The following is a 16,728-nucleotide window of genomic DNA, read 5'->3' as shown; positions in this document are numbered from 1 at the left end:
TTTCTCATCTGGTAAGTTTCTTAAATATTTATTACTAAAGTAGTATTCAGGATCCCGATGTCAAGCACTGGGATAACAAGAGGAGGGGCACTGGGATGGCACCATTGTTGACTGGTAAAATGGTATCTTAATTTGTCCTATTTGCCATTGGGATTTAGTATTAGGAAGAAGGTTGTAGACATAAAATCAGTCGACTAATTTTTTTTGATTGTATCTATTGCTCGGCTAATTTCATCTTGTAAATCATCACAGTCATTTTTTTCATTATGATTTAGCCCTTCAATCCTACCTTCTAGCTCTAGCTTAATTATAGTATTGATTTTATCTATGTTATCAAGAAAGCTTTTACATTCTTCATCACTATATTCCTCACCAGATGCCTTTCTTTCAATAAATAGGTCTTTAAACGCTGCTAGATCAGGATTCTGATCGGTATTCAGTACAACATTTCTCTCTATGAAGCTAAGGTCCGATAGTAATAAACTGACCTCGAGTAGATCTTCACTTTTAATGCTTGTGAGATTATTGAGGTTGTCTAAAATGTTAAACATCTTGAGTTCTTCCTGAGCAATTTCTTGATCTTCTTTGTCAAATTCGGACAACAATTCTCTATCATCCACGAATTTCTCACTAAGAGCCTTATTGAGCTTTGAAAGATTAATATCATCTTGCTTAGTGTTATCCAGCAATAAGTCTACTCTTGCTCTACGCGCATTTAAAATGTCATCGTAGTCACTTAGCTTTATGCTACCGTCTTTATCCTGGTGCAGTTTATAATAATCAAGACCTTTGAAGTTTTTTTTACGGATTTCCATTGTTACCTCCTTCTTCCTCACCCGGTACACTTCTTTTTACTGATCCTTTTGATAGATCTTTCAAAAGCTCACCTGATTTCTCCGAATTTGGCTCACTAGGTTGAGTACTATCACCTTCATCTTTATATCTCTCTGGTTTTCTTTTGCGCCCTATGGTGTAGTCGCGAAGTTTGTCCAAGAATTCTCGCCTATGTGATTTTGCTCTATAGAGTAAGTTATGGTTATAGCTATGCTTTCCTATAGAATCAACGCCATGCTCCCAGGTAAATTTCATAGCATCTTCTATTGTATAACCCAAATGTGATCCAACATATCCTTTGTAATAATCTAAATATCTACCAATTCTTCTGTGTGTAATATCTTCCTTGTCAACTCCAAAAGCCTTGTAAATTTTTTCCTCAAGTTTATCAACGTCATTTTCAGGCGATGTTGCAAATTTTGTTGTTTCTATAGTAGCACCTACAAACTTACGCGGCACATCAATAGCGTACTTCAACACACCTCCAACTAGTGGTATCCTGCCCAGTAGATTAGCCGTGCCTCCGGATAATCTATTCGGTAAATAAGTAGCCCACTTGCCTAAAGACTCTAATCTCCCACCAGCAAAATCTTGCCACTTTCGCTTTAATCCTTCCATTATGCCAACTAAAGGTGAGGCTTCATGCATTCTAGATATACTATAAACGCTAAATCCACCACCAGCGATACTTGAGCACATTTGTTGCACGAACTCACGTAAGGAGAACATTAAAAATGAAAGCAGGAATAATACAAAGATTTCCCCCGCATTGATTAAATAACCTCTCTGTATGTCTTGCACCCTTTGATAGTCACTATTTTCTTGATAGTTTTTGCAATTCTCACAATCTTTACATTTCTGGCAATATTCGCTATTGGGATCCTCATATAACTTGTGAAACCCCAGTACTCTACAACCTTTTGTTTCTACTACGCTCTGCACTAAAAACCTTATTTCACTTATTATTTCCTCGTAACTGTTGCACTTATTTATATCTTGACAGTGGCGCTCTACTATTTTGTTGATATCACCGCCACTTATCTTATTGTTTATACTGTCTATCAACGATAAGATATCGGCTTTCCCTGATGCATGGGATAAACTGTTTGCCAGACGCACTAGATCTTTTTCACTACAGTTCTTGTCAACCACCATGTCGCTTTCTGCTATATAATGGTCTGTTGGATTCTCTTTAGTACCAGGAATTGGGTTAAAAAAAGGATAGTCTATATAACGAAAACCTTTTATGTATTCACCTTTATGTTCACCTTCTGTATGTTTAGGATAATCTGGTGGAAGAGGAATATATCCAGCACCGCCAGTGAATTTTATTGTGCCACCTTTTCTGCTTATTTTTTCTATGCCCTCTATGTTTTTATCTACGTTCAATGGGGAAGCCTCTCCGATAGTGTAAGGTACAAAAATTTGTCCTGGAGTCCAACCAAAATACTGTTTATCGATGATACAAAAACCGCCAAACATCCATTTTGGAAGACACAATCTTACCTCAAGCCATTCATTGTAGCATACAGTGAAACCTAGCTGCCTATAGAAGGTATTCGTTATAACTGCAGCCAGCAATGACAGCAAGGCAAATATCATAATCGATTGTAAGCAAAAACTAATACAGAATTTTATCCAACCTTCAAATAGACTTTTCAGCGGTGAAAATAAGATAGAGATTAGAAATAGTGGCATTATGGCTATAAGAAAAGCTATACCCACAAAGCCGGAAAGGAATATTATGTAAGCATATACACATAGCAGGAAATATAAAACGATCCCTATAAAAATTGCCGGTATCATAAGCAGGCTTGCCCACATTTGGTAATGTAAAAACGCTGCAAACTTTTTCCAAACAGAGTAAGCAAAAAACTTGTTGAACATATCCTCCATGAAAATGAACAATTTAACACGGGTTTCTTCACCGGCTTCGGCAAGGTTCCAATTAGCATCTGTATTCATATTAGGAGCAAAGCTAGTGATTACATTTATCATATATTCAATTCCTTCAACAAACAAAGTAAGGAAATGATCGTAAAAAAACTTAAAACTTCCAGGAGATATAAGCACTATTACTAGAGTGATTTTCATCATCCTGATGAGCATATCATGCTTAGTTTCTCGTATCATACCAAAAAGGTAAAGGAGAAATGAAATCACTATAAATAAAACGAGCAAGGAAAGAACGAAATTATGAAAACTTGCACTCTTTTCAGCTATATTCTGAAACATAGCCTGTGCTGCTGCAGGGTCGTTACTGTCAAAATACTTTTTGCAATTTTTATTGATCAATAATACACACTTTAGGTAGTGATAAACGTAATCAAAAAATCCAAAACTGCTTGGTTTCTGCACTCCGCTCAAAAATTCAAAAGAGTAGCCGCCTACATTATCTAAATAATATCTGTCTAATATTTTTGCATATATTTTCCATCCTTTTTCTAATTCTAGCATATTACAATTTCTGTCCTTTAATTTAGTTCTATCTCCTCTCTTTAAAGTAAAAAGCCCGCTTCCATCTTCTGCTGTAGAGTCATAACCTAAATGCACAGTGGGAGATTGAGGATTGCGCATAGATTTCAGACTTTCGTTAGGGTTGTTATCACCTGGCTTTTTAAACAGAAGGTAAGCACCATGACCGTTGGTAAACCAGCATGGAGCACCACGTGATACTATGCTTTTGCCATCATCCTCGTTAATGCGCTTACAATTTACAGTACAACTTGTACTAGAACTACTTGAAAATTTTTGCATACTAGATTTATAATCACTGCAAACCAAGTGAAAGTCAGGCAAGCTATTATCGCCTTGTTTGCTTTCGAATTTGGTTGCATATTTCAACTGCTCCAAGCTTTGCAAGCTGTAACTGCCTTTAGATTCTTTCTTATTATTACTCCAAGATGTCCATGCACCATTAACTCGTACTATTAAGTCATCTCCATTGGTTTCGAGTCCAGTATCCTTCCACTTTACCACTTGATTAGGGTGAAACCCATAATTGATTTCGCCGGTCTCAGGATCAATAGGTTCCCCACTTTCACCTTCTGGAAAAAACGCATCATGACCGATTGGAAAATGAGCACCAACTGTAATAGGTTCAGGACCAAAATAATCAGCGGATATGCACCTTGGAAAAGGCATGTCGTTCTTATTACAACCTGTTATCAGCACATAAGCTGTAAGAAGTAGTAACCTAACCCAAAATTTGCCTAAGCGTAACTGCATATCTAAATTTTTTCCAAATATAGAAATAGAACTTTACTTAAAATATCTTTTTAATTAGCTACTCCATGATATCACTCATTTCCCCTTTCTTCTTTCTTGTCTTTAGCTCCAGACTCTCTTTTCTCTTTTTGTTGCTTTGGTGTATCAGGCAACTTATATTCAATTTGCGCTCGATCTTTACCCATTTTCTGTTTGATGCCCTTTATCATGCTCTGAGTGTCATTATCAAGTCCAACAGTTGAAAGCATAGCTTGTGATGCACTGCTAGCAACGTGATCAACACTGCCAGCAATCCCAAAACCAGCACTAAATATTGTTTGTGCTATAGTTTCTGATGCAGAAACAAAAACTTCCATTGCTTTGGCAATAATGAAGTATATAATTGCCTGAATTAGGTCTATAGGTAATGCTGCAAAGTGCCCGCCAGTTTTCGTTCCATCACTTAATGCAACATCAACACTAGTGCTAGGGCTATATCCAAGAGGCAGTATGGATTTCATAAGGCAGAGATCATAGGATAAGAAATTTATACTAATTAAACATTGATAGCATGCAGAGAAATTTGTGAGATTATACAAAACTGAATACATCAATTGATTCAAAATGGATAAAGATGAAAATAGAATCATCGGCTGTACTGTGATATGAGCAAGTGTCTTTATCCAGTTGTAAAACAGGGACTTAGTCTGTTGAAATAAGATAAACACGATAAATAAAGGTGTTAATGACAGCAAAAACGCTACTAAGACAGTAGATATCACATATCTAAATGTAGCGCTAATGATGCATTTTAAGAACATAAAACTAGCATGGAGTATTATTAAAAAAGAGATAAAGCCAAAAGGACCAGCGAATATCAACGATGAAAACTTCATCCATGTTTCTCCTGTGAATAATATTCCTGCTGTTAAATCTAAGAACGCAAACCTTTTACCTCCTTCTCCTATATAACCAGAGAAGCTATCTACTAAATGAGTGCTACCGTCCATAAAAAGTTTGGATAAAGTTGCGCCAAAGAGTTCCCAGCTCTTATCGCTAAAGGCAAAAGCTATGAATGCTATCTTCATCATCCTTACGATAAAGTCAAATTTACTTAGCTGTATTGTTCCAAGCATGTAGTTAACGACAGTAAATATAATGTATAAAGTAAGTAAAGCTCTTACCCCTTGAAGAAGACCTTTAACATACCCTTTGTATAAATCTTTGATGCCATCCCCGATTACTTCTTTTTTTATAAAGTCAAATACCTTGTTTACATTTAATGAGATGAAATCGTTAATTTTTCTTTTGACAAACAAGGTTATATTATACTCATTATTTTCATAATATTTGCCTTTTTCATCTGTAATATCTTCTTTTCCTACGTTACTTACATCGATAACGAAGTATATCTTCTTAGATTCTCCATCCTGAAAATGTTCTCCGCTTATTACATCTAATATGGTATACTTATCTTTTCCATCTACTTTTTCTCTTATTCCTACTACTTTGAAATCACTAGTTCCCACGCTACTCAAATCTTTAGGTGGTTCGTTACCTAAATATACATACAGTTTTTCGCCATTAATGTATTCACATGACCTAGTTACTTCAACATGATACCCACCCCTATCAGCTTTATAGAAACCATAGTCTGCAATAGCGAGCATTATATCACTACCAGGCGGTATACCTCTGTTTACCTCATAATTATAATTCAACCTTAAAGAAAAATCTTCAAAATCATTGCTGATTTTTGAACACTTATACTCTCGATTTTCGTCGGCACCTTTTTCTTTTGGAAGACATTGAGCGCCCCTAGCGACACCATTTTCCCTATCAGACCCATGATTCTTTGTAGGGTCAAAATTGCCAATTTTTGCAACAAGAGCTTCAGCCCAGGAAATATTTTCAATGTCTTCTTCGCTGGTTGACGTAAAACCAGTGCTACCTTTGTTTTCTTCAATCTCCTTAAGCTTATCTTCAACCTCTTTAAGGTGAGAGTACATATCGCATGTACCATTTTTAGCATCATATTTTTTGTATCTTATAGAGGAGACACAGTTCCGATTTCCTTTTTTACGCAAACCATCATTAAATATACCTTCTTTAGTATAACATATAGTCTGGTAGTAACAATTAAGCTCATAAGAGCCGTACTTTTTCACTTTGGTAGGGTCACAGCTTTTTCCTTCACATAATTCATTCAATCCTACTCTTGCTCGTCGCAAATCTAACAGTGCGCCATTTACCCATGGCTCATTTTCCTTAATGAAATTTTTATTAAAATGCACTTTGTTATCATATGGAGTGTAGCCGTTACCAACTAGCACTTTTCTTTTTTCTATGTCCTCTTTGTTGAGTTTAGGAAATTCTACTGCAGTTCTTTTACCATTGCTTCCACAAAAGAACGTTCCTCCATTGAGCATTTCTTTTATTGTAGCTCTGTCTTTGTCACCTCCTTTCTCATCTTCTTTTTCATTTCTATAACAATTGTCATCAAAGCTGATTTTTTCTCCTGGGTTGTTATAATCAATTGTTATCTCCCTGGGAACCAAGCTAAAGCTTAATTTATCACCAGGATTCACTTTAATTCCGGTATCTACATAACGTCTATTGCTACCAAATCCTCTGCTACCACACACTTCTTGTTCATTAAGACCGGAATTATCAGCTAACTCGCTACTATAATTTGGTACTGAACCATCAGCACAAAATACGGCAGGAACAAGTACTTTTCTTGGATTCTTGCCTTCTTTAGGAAAGCAAAAATTTACTGATCCACTAAGGGTAAATTTGATTTTTTCATCCTTACTAATTACTTGACCAGAATCAACCCAATGAATTTTAACTCCTTCATCAGCTTTACGAACTGGAACATTCACGTTAACACTAGTATTTCTGCTTTGTAGCCCAGGATCGACACAATCCATGTTGCAGCCAGCAATTGCAAGATATAATACCAATAATAGTAATCTCCTATTTATCATGGTGCGCTTTCTGGTCCTCCTGGTCTCATCCTAGGTGATTGAGCTCCTTGTAGTACTTCAGGTTTTTTACTTGGTGTGCCCGACGGTTGATAAGTACTTCTTCCACTTCTTGTTCTCCTGTGAACGCTGTGCTCATCTAATCCTACTAATCCCATTAGGCTCTGTTGATATTGTTTTCCAGGTTCTTCTTGCACATAAACACTAAACAATGAGTCAGATATTCTCGAAGAAGCTTCGACTAGAGCTTTCATAGCATGGCCCAAGATAACAAAAGCCATCATAGCAGTAATGTTAGGTGCATATTTGGAAGCATACCCATAAAAAATACAAGGATTAAAGATCCTTAGGTTAATATTGAGTATACATGTAGAGCAGACTTCAGAATCAAATACTGAATATATGATGTAATCCATAACCTGACTTATCAGCGACATAAAAATTAAAAGCACTACTGGATGAATCGCAAATCTTGCTAAATTTTTGATCCAATTGTGAAACATCTGTCTAGTGTATGTAAACAGAAGGCAAATAATAAAGATAGGTGTTAAAGAAAGCAATAACGCAACTATTGCTATGGACATAATAAAAGAAAATAAGGCATTAAAAATAGATAATACCACTATTATTGAGCCCCAAATTACTAAGCAAAAAGATACAATGCCCAAAGGACCAGAGAATATAAGAGATACTGTTAATAACACTGAATGTACTGACAGAAACCTATTGAACGGCAAATCGAGAAATTCAAAAACGTTTGATGTTGTACCTCTAAAATTTGCTATTTCTATCAGCTGTTTTGGAGTGTTGATAAAGATAGAAAAAGCATTGTTATAAAAAAAATCCCAGCTATTATTTCGCAACAGTTGGGTAATAACTCCTATCTTTACACATATAATTAAAAACTCATATATAGAAACATGGGTTAATCCAAAAAAGTAATAAAGAGTATACAATACTATATACAATACTAACAGCGATATTATCGTGGATCGAATGGTCTTCATTCTATTTGACGCTACAAAACTTTGATAAAGAGACTTTACAGGACTAGAAGAGCGAGTCATATCTGGATCTTTGTAGCTAGAGCCGAAAAATGCAGTTTTTACTTTTTCATCAAAAAAATTATATATCACACTAAAAGTTCTTGTAGGTGATGCTTTGATTGTTAGGTTAATGCTAAACTTACCTTCGTTTTCCTTATAACCGCAGCCATGGTCCCTTATCCCATAATATATGGTGCCGCTTTTGTTTTTTAGCTTGTCTTTTAAGACTTCCATGTACTCAATGTCATGAACTCTGTTTATGTTCACAGGTATATCTTCCTGATTTTCACCAGGTTGATAGTCAGGAAACTTATCAGAAACGCGTATGTACAAGCTATTTTCTGGATTAGGAACTCTTGTTACTCTTATGTTGTAGCCGCCATTGCCACCATTCCTAAATTCAAATTTCAATTCCTTGCCTTTATCATGGTCACCTTTTACTTTATTATCATAATTAGTCCGTATATTCTCTCGCTCATGTTCAAGTTCTTCTCCCTGCATTGACACTGCTAACGATGGGATATAAGTCCTTATCCCTTTTTTTTCTATGATCTTTTTAGTGGCTTTAGTAATTTCGCTTGCTTTATCTTCAGCAGCAACTAAAGCCTTACCAAGATCCATAGCCAGATTGCCATCATCATCTATAGTATTGGATTCAATTTCAACACAATTTTGACCAAGATAGTAACATGTTTTTTGACACACAAGATTCAGAATGTACGTATCCATTTTGCTTTTCTGATCATTTGAAAGCTTGCTGCAGTCTATATTTTCTCCCTGCTTTATAGAGTTAATAATATTCTTAATCTCCTCAATCTTCTTTCCTCTTTCTTCTTGGTCTGGTTTCAAAAAATCCGGACTCCAATACTCTTGCCCGGGTAGCCACTCTGCGCTACCTATCATTAGTTTGTTAGGACATATCGTATACTTGTATTCTCCATTTTGCCATATTACCTGACATTCATTTTTATTTAAAATGTGCGCGAAATGCTCTGTTTCTTCCTCATTGCATTTTTTGTCAATTTTTACATACCTGATTTTTGTACTATCTTCTTTACTTTTACACACTTTACTCCCAATAACACTAAAGCTTATCGAATCACCTCCTTTAAGCGCGAATGGAAATGTAACAACAATAGGTCCTTTCCCAGGTTGAACTGCAAAGTCTTCATACTGCTTAGGACAAAAATTAACCTTGCTAGGCACTATACTAATTTCTGTTACTTTCACACTATCTGAGATATGGACACCAGAATCAACCCACTTCTGCTCTGTTGACACTACATCTAGTTTTTCGCGTAAGTTTGATAAGCTTTCTGGTTTAATACAGTGATACTCACAACCGGACAATGCAAAGAGTGTCACTATCAACAAAAACTTATGCATAACTTACCAAGTTTTGGTTACTCAAATTTAAGCATCTGTTACTCACTTTTTAGATTAAGGACTCTCTCATTTTTTAACAGACTCATTACCCACTCACAGTATCTCTAGCCTTCTTAGCCTCCTTAGTCGCTCCAGCAGCATCTCCAGATTTAGCTTTACCAATGGCCCCAGCAATAGCTTTACCTGCAGAAAAAGCCTTTGACATCATTTTTGCAGGTGTATCACCAGAGCCGAGTGCTGCCCTGTAGTTACCAGAAAGTTCTGCAGCCATTCCTGGCAGAATATGAAAGAAGTGATAAAATAGGAATAATATTAGAGCTAATTTTAATAATTCCCCAATGATAGAGTTGCCAAATTCCATGTATGTAAAGTCAAATAGACCAAGTACGCTGCTTTTCTTAAAGCTGTAATTCTGCATCATACATGCAAGAGTAGTTTCATTTTTATCACACTCACCGCTTTTCAGTTTGAACCACTGTTTTTTACTACTATCCGAGGCCTTTATTTTCTCCTCATATTCCTTGTCCGGCTCAAAGTTCAAATTTTTAAAATAGATTTTATCACATGCTATGAACATAAAAGATAAAAACGCGAAAAGCATAACAGGGTATAGACTATAGGTGATCAATTCTTTTAGCCAACCATCAAAGTATCCTTTAGTGTGTTGGAATAAAACCATAGGAATAAACAGAGGTGATAAGATGATAATTACACTCAGAGCAACTAGAGACAAGATAAATGCATAGGACATCCACAAAATAACCATTATCATCATAACGGCAATGAATATACAGACAAGAGCTACTAAAATCTGTCCGCCAGCGAAAATGGTACCGATTATTGAGCCTGCTACCAACAAGACAGGAGCAGCACCGAGTAAAACGGCCAGTACTCCCACGCTTCCAGTACCAATTTTGCCACCAATTCCATCTAAAGGTGCACCTAAATAAAATGAAATTCTACAATCAAACCTGTCCCAAGGTGCAAGATAACTGTAAGATACCTTCTTTCCTGTACGAAGAGTGTATTCATAACTTGTACCTGCACTGTAATCACATATACCTTTACTTTCAGACGAGGCTTTGAGAACTATTTCTGACAAACCATTTGAAAGCTTTGTTAATTCTTTATAATAATGGGACATAGTATCGCCTGTTGTGAAATAAATCACTAAAGCAAATTTAATGATCAATATGTACATTTCTTGAGGACTGCGAACTCCACCAGACATGGCTTTTATAGAAAATAATATTAAGGCTAGAACTAAAACAGCAGTTACGGTGTTTTTTAGCTTTTTTTGTGCTACAGATAACAAACTTCCCTTCTCATGCCCATCTTTATCCATAAGTAGCTTACCACTTGAATCATAACCAGCCACTAAATTATCTAAAGATTCCTTAATGCATTGCACTACCATAGAAGTTATGGGAACAGGAACTAGTGATTTACTTCCCGCTTGATTGTAGCAAGCTTCAGAAACGTACTGGCTGAAACAGCCGGCATTATCATAACCTACAAAAATCTCTCCCTTTCCTTCCCTTTCCTTTATCAGAGTTTTGTAATCTTTGCCCTTATTTCCAGAACCGTTAAGATCAACCTTATATTCTGTACCATCCTTGGGTTTGAATTTCATCTTAGACTTGTCACACATAGGAGCAAGTGGGTCAGGTGGTAATTCTGTACATCCCATATCAACCCCTTGTGGCCAAGGAGCCATCTTAATACCAAGTGTACTAATACTTTCTAATCCCACACACAACCTGCCCATTTTTCTTACTGCCTTGAATGTTGACCCGTGTATGGTTTCGGTTTGTCCTGCTTTAAGAACTTTGCACTCTAGGTCACCATCAACCTTTGGAGACCATGCTCCATCTACATATCCAGTGTCTTTTTCCCTAACATCAAAATCTATGTATCCGGGTTTTTCCCTGGAATCAAAGTCATTCATCTTAAAAAGATTGCCGAATGTTAAAGGATTTCGATGACATATTTCTATATACTCACTATATTGCACACCATTTTTTGGCCAGTAATAGTGTTCTCTATCAACATTAACAACATACCAGTCAGTAAGGTTTAAAATCTCTTTTTCTGTCTGTTTTCCATCTTTTTTTGATTTTTCTTGTAGTGCGGAAAAATATTCATCCTCAGTTTGATAATTTTTATCCGTGTAATTGCTATAACTTGTGTCTTCCAGTTTGAAGTTTTTATATTTTCCATCATGATCGCGTGCAACTGGATGCCTAACAAAACTATGTTGACAAACAACAAGCCCTCCTATAGCTTTCCAGACTCCAACAACTGCAGCTATCATTCCAACGACGACAAGAAAGGTAAACAAACTAGCAGAAGAGACAATCAAAACAATACCAGTAAATATTGCGCCAACAGCAATTGCTATTCCTGCGAGTGCTGCAGCCGTCTTAAATGCTCCACAATCGGGATTGGAGGCGCGACTAGAACTGCCAGCAGAATTAAACCTACTAACGAATTCCGTCTTTTCAGTACCACTTGCCTTATCTGCAAACGCTGGATATGAGAGTAAAAAGTCCACGTTTAGTAAAAATACCCCAATCAATAGCAATGACAGCTTAGTCTTAAACATTTTTTACCTTTTGATAGAATATAGGCAACCATACTTTTGGGTCGTTTCCGACCTCTTTCAGTATATCATGTAACAATAGAACACTTTCTGCACGTCCGGACAACACGTTAACTATATCATCTAAGCCTTTTAAGTCTATTCTAGCCACAACAGCATCGATTCCTTGCTTTACCAAAAAGAATCTAGTGCTTGGATCTGTGTGTTTAATTAGTATGTACTCACGTTCAGTTAACATAAAAACATCCCGATAGATACTAGTAGCTTTCAGATTTGGCAAAAAAATCTGTGTTGCTGTTTGCTGTACAAGCGTATCACTAATAGCACTTTTACTTGCATCTTCAACACTCTGAGTAGCGAAAATCACAAAAGCATTTAATTTCCTCAGCACTTTCAACCAGTCTTTTATCTTAGGTGCAAAAACTGGATTATCTATTAACGCCCATGCCTCATCAAGAACAATAATAGATGGAGTGCCATCAAGAGATATACTAATCCTATGAAACAAATAAATCAAGACCGGTCCAAGAGTAAAGGGATCTTTGAGCAAGTTAGCCATTTCAAAGCCAAATACCCTTGCTTTCGAAAAATCTAACAAGTCTTCTTTATTATCAAATACTGCAGCATGAGAACCATCACCATGCCACATAGATATTGCTCCAGCTAGAGTATCAGGGCCTGCAAGCCCCAAGAATGGTACGAGATTTCTTAAAAATCTGTCTTCTTTCCTCAATTTAAAATTTCCTTCAATTGCATCATTAATTCGCGCAATATCCTCTGAAGTGAGTTTATCGTTGTATACCGAGATTAAGGATTTTATCCACTCCATTAAAAATGTTCTATTATCAGGAGTATCATCAAGTTGTAGGGGATTAAAATTTGTTTTAGTTCTAGGTTCTATTACAGTGTAGATACCACCAAGTGCTCTCAAAAAAATCTCTGCACCACGATCTTTATCAAAAAAGAATATTCTTGGAGAGAATTTCATTGCTTGAGCACATAAGAAATTCATTAAAACAGTCTTACCAGCACCAGTTGGCCCAATTATCATAGTGTGTCCAACATCCCTTACATGAAAATTGAAGAAAAATGGGGTGCTAGATGTCGTGTCAAAAACTGTGACAGCATCTCCCCAGTGGTTATTAAATTTTTTACCAGTAGGATAATTATGTTGAGATGCAAAACCAGCCAAATTAAGACTACTTATTGTACCTTTTCTTACTATGTAATCGAAATTACCAGGAATTTGTGCCCAAAATGCTGGCTCAAGATTAACTCTCTCACGGATAGGATAAACACCGCAATTAGAAAGCTCTGATTCCACCAACGACAAAGCATTATCCAATGATTTAGGATTTTTCTCTATGCATAGGATAGTTAAGTGATGTTCGCCAAACGCAATCTTACCACTCATTGCATCATCAAGTGCATGAGAAATTTCTGCTATTTGAGAAATAGCTTTATCTGCAGATTGTATCATCCGATTTTGCTGTATCTGCATTTTTGCAATTGCCATTTGCCTATTTGTAAATTGGAAAGACTGTGTAATGATAAATTCATAAGGAAGTTGTAAAAAAGAATCGAGCATACCTGCAGAAGTATTATTTCCATACTCTTTGATACTAACTATTCCAGCGTATTTACTTTCATTATGAGTCACAACCTGTATCATCTTACGGCCAAAAAATAACCTATGTACCGGTAAGTATCTTGATATTTCAGTTTTTAGCGGAAGGAGTGTGTTTGTAACAAAACCACAATTTACAATCCTAGATAGAAATTTCATTATTTCACAGAATAGGCCGTTTGGGGTTTCTTTTACTTCAAGGATTTTAGGTGAGTAATTCCTGAAGCTCGTTACCACACGGTTTGTTGTTTCCTCTAGATCTTCATAAGTAGCGCGCATATCGCTTTCCCAAGCATGTTTTGAGGTTACATGTCCGAATTTTTTTAGTAGATGTGATAAAAATTCTACTCCTTTTGTATCTGCTCTACGAATAATTGTAATGTATAAGTCATTAATAAATGACTGCCTTGTTGCATGTTTTTCTCTCCATTTTAGATTTACGTGGTTAGCAAAAAAGTTTGGCAAATTTTGACTTGCAAACTCATCAGAAAAAATGTTTTTTTTATGCCTAATGGTGTGAAAATATAAACTAAATGCCGGGGATGAAATGCTTCTTAGCATCTGATTCCTGATCTTGTTTTGTATTACCAAATCTTCATCATCGGCTGTTTCAAATGCGAAGCCATTTAATTTGATAAACTTCACTAACCAATTTTGCTTTGTTATTAAGGTTGTGCTGTTCCAGTAACAAGAGTATGGTATAAACTCTGCAGCGTGAACCTCCCTGCCCAGAATAGATTTATTCTTCGATTGAATAGCTCTAAATCTTAGCATCGCATAATTTCAAGCAACATCATAAGAATTGGCTCCGTGATAAAAACGATTTAAACACTTGGAGCATTTTCCTAATTTTACCATAAGTAATTCAATAAACAATGGTTCTTTCGCAGAAGCTATATAACCAAGACCATGTATTCCTGGTAGCATCAAGAGAATTATTCTAAGATCATTTGAATTAATGAAAATTAGCATGCAAGTTAGAACGTTCAATATTGCAAACATATAACTCACACCAAAAAGCATTGCAGGTCTTGTAAGACCTTTAAATAATTGATCTGTTTGTATATTACCTGTAGACATATCCTTAACCTTCTAATTAATAGCTCTAAAACTAATACTACATCATTAATTAAAAATCCATTGAAATGAGCAGTACTTTAGGTAAGATAAGTAATTTAGCCCTAATGATGATAAGTTGGCCGTTTCAAGAAGCAGAAAAAATATTACAAGAGTTTCCTGACAAAAAAGAGATAATATTTGAGACTGGCTATGGGCCTTCAGGTTTGCCTCATATTGGTACTTTTGGAGAAGTTTTTCGTACTACAGTTGTTGCAAATGCACTAAAGAAAATAGCTCCTAGTATAAAAATTAAAATCATTGCAGTATCCGATGATATGGATGGTTTGCGAAAAATACCAGACAATGTGCCAAATCAGGAAATGCTAAAAGAGTATTTGAACAAGCCACTAACCGTAGTACCTGACCCATTTGGCACTCATGAGAGTTATGGTCATCACATGAATTCATTGCTGTGTAAGTTCCTTGATTTATTTAAGTTTGAATACGAATTTAGAAGTGCTACGGAGTGTTATAAATCTGGTGTTTACGATGAAAAGCTCTTACTTTTGCTAAAAAATTACGATAAAGTGATGGATGTAATGCTTCCATCGTTTCGAGAAGAAAGACGACAGACCTATAGTCCATTCTTGCCGGTATGCCCAAAAACTTCCCAAGTTCTACAAGTTCCAGTAATTGAAAGGAATACAGATAAAGGAACAATCACATACGAAGATGCAAATGGAGAAAAAATAGAAGTTCCGGTAACAAAAGGAAGGTGCAAATTGCAATGGAAACCAGATTGGGGAATGAGATGGGCCGCATTTGGAGTTAATTACGAAGCTCATGGAAAAGATTTGACTCCATCTGCTGTGCTTTCAGGTCAAATATGCAAGATACTTGGAGAAAAGCCGCCACTTCTATTTTGCTACGAGCTTTTCCTTGATAAAGAAGGAAAGAAGATATCGAAATCAAAAGGAAATGGTATTTCAATTGAAGAATGGCTTACTTACGCGCCGACAGAAAGCTTGGCGTTATACATTTTTCAGAGTCCAAAAAAGGCTAAGCGTTTATATTTTGATGTTATACCAAAGCCAACTGATGAATATTTGGAGTTTGTTAAGCGTTACAATGAGAGTGAAGAAAAGGATGTAAACAGTCCTGTATGGCACATTCACCAAGGTAGAGTTCCAAATATAGAAACTTCAGGCATAAATTTCTCATTGCTTTTAAATCTAGCAGCAGCCTGTAACGCTGAAAATAAAGAGATTCTTTGGGGTTTTATATCCACTTATGCGCCGGACGTTACACCAGAAAACAACAAAATGCTTGATAGGCTTTCAGGTTTCGCAGTTAGATATTATCACAACTTTATCAAGCCAACGAAAGCATATAAGGCTCCAAATGGAAAAGAGAAAGAAGCATTACTAGATTTGAAGAATACCTTGCATTCCCTGCCTATTACAGCTACTGCTGAGGAGATTCAATCTCAGATCTTTTTCATCGGAAAAAGGCGAAATTACAGCAATTTACGCGATTGGTTTCAGCTGCTGTATGAGACACTACTTGGCCAAAAAACCGGACCGAGAATGGGGTCTTTTATAAAGCTTTATGGAATAGATAGTACTATCTCTCTTATAGAAAGTGCTATTGAACGTACACTTTAGAATCTATACCTTCCATTTGAGCTCTCTAGTTTTAAATTAGGTACAAAAACTACTTGACAAGTTTTGTCAGTTCTGCTATTATAACAGCGGGAGTATTTCTGATTGAAAACTTGTTTTTGATCTCTAAGCTCAATGACGAAATTCAGTAAAAAACTCAGGGTATTTTTCGGTGGATTGTATCGAATTATAGCTGCTGCATGTCCTTTTCACTTTTTCTACATTCAGCCAAGTCGCACTTAAGCTAAGCGTCAACAAATTATTATAACGCCAATTTTAAAGTATTATAGAGTCAAAACTTGCCACTCGGGGTTTCTTT

8 protein-coding genes are annotated in these 16,728 nt (G+C 36.1%); 1 reads left to right on the top strand and 7 read right to left on the bottom strand.

From position 1 onward, the window contains the following. Positions 1-194 precede the first annotated feature (194 nt). The 7 genes from IHO13_RS01380 to IHO13_RS01350 all read right to left on the bottom strand — a co-directional run bounded on the left by IHO13_RS01380 (position 195) and on the right by IHO13_RS01350 (position 14,769). The gene (locus tag IHO13_RS01380; RefSeq protein WP_225537932.1) at positions 195-815 is read right to left on the bottom strand and encodes a WD_0853 family protein; all 621 of its coding nucleotides are present in this window, start codon (positions 813-815) and stop codon (positions 195-197) included. Continuing rightward, positions 802-4,062, bottom strand: coding sequence for a TrbL/VirB6 family protein (locus IHO13_RS01375; protein ID WP_225537931.1), 3,261 nt, complete (start codon positions 4,060-4,062; stop codon positions 802-804). The genes IHO13_RS01380 and IHO13_RS01375 overlap by 14 nt, the downstream gene beginning before the upstream one ends. 71 nt (positions 4,063-4,133) lie before the next feature. Next, positions 4,134-7,031: a TrbL/VirB6 family protein gene (locus tag IHO13_RS01370; protein ID WP_225537930.1), complete on the bottom strand. Its 2,898-nt coding sequence runs from the start codon at positions 7,029-7,031 to the stop codon at positions 4,134-4,136. Continuing rightward, positions 7,028-9,460, bottom strand: a complete 2,433-nt coding sequence (locus tag IHO13_RS01365; protein WP_225537929.1) for a TrbL/VirB6 family protein — start codon at positions 9,458-9,460, stop codon at positions 7,028-7,030. Before IHO13_RS01365 ends, IHO13_RS01370 begins: the two co-directional genes overlap by 4 nt. 85 nt (positions 9,461-9,545) lie before the next feature. Continuing rightward, complete coding sequence (locus IHO13_RS01360; protein WP_225537928.1) at positions 9,546-12,065, bottom strand: TrbL/VirB6 family protein; 2,520 nt, start codon at positions 12,063-12,065, stop codon at positions 9,546-9,548. Beyond that, positions 12,058-14,463, bottom strand: a complete 2,406-nt coding sequence (locus IHO13_RS01355; protein ID WP_225537927.1) for a VirB4 family type IV secretion/conjugal transfer ATPase — start codon at positions 14,461-14,463, stop codon at positions 12,058-12,060. Before IHO13_RS01355 ends, IHO13_RS01360 begins: the two co-directional genes overlap by 8 nt. Positions 14,464-14,472: 9 nt before the next feature. Beyond that, entirely contained in the window at positions 14,473-14,769 is a 297-nt protein-coding gene (locus IHO13_RS01350; protein ID WP_225537926.1) for a type IV secretion system protein VirB3, read from the bottom strand. 65 nt (positions 14,770-14,834) lie between these two features. Here IHO13_RS01350 and IHO13_RS01345 point away from each other — a divergent pair, with 65 nt between their 5' ends. Beyond that, entirely contained in the window at positions 14,835-16,412 is a 1,578-nt protein-coding gene (locus tag IHO13_RS01345) for a lysine--tRNA ligase (protein ID WP_225537925.1), read from the top strand. Positions 16,413-16,728: the final 316 nt, after the last annotated feature.

The organism is Wolbachia endosymbiont of Mansonella perstans, assembly GCF_020278605.1.
In the GTDB taxonomy this organism is placed as follows: domain Bacteria; phylum Pseudomonadota; class Alphaproteobacteria; order Rickettsiales; family Anaplasmataceae; genus Wolbachia.
The sequence above is the reverse complement of the archived record's forward strand: the minus strand, read 5'-3'. Positions and strand labels throughout refer to the sequence as shown.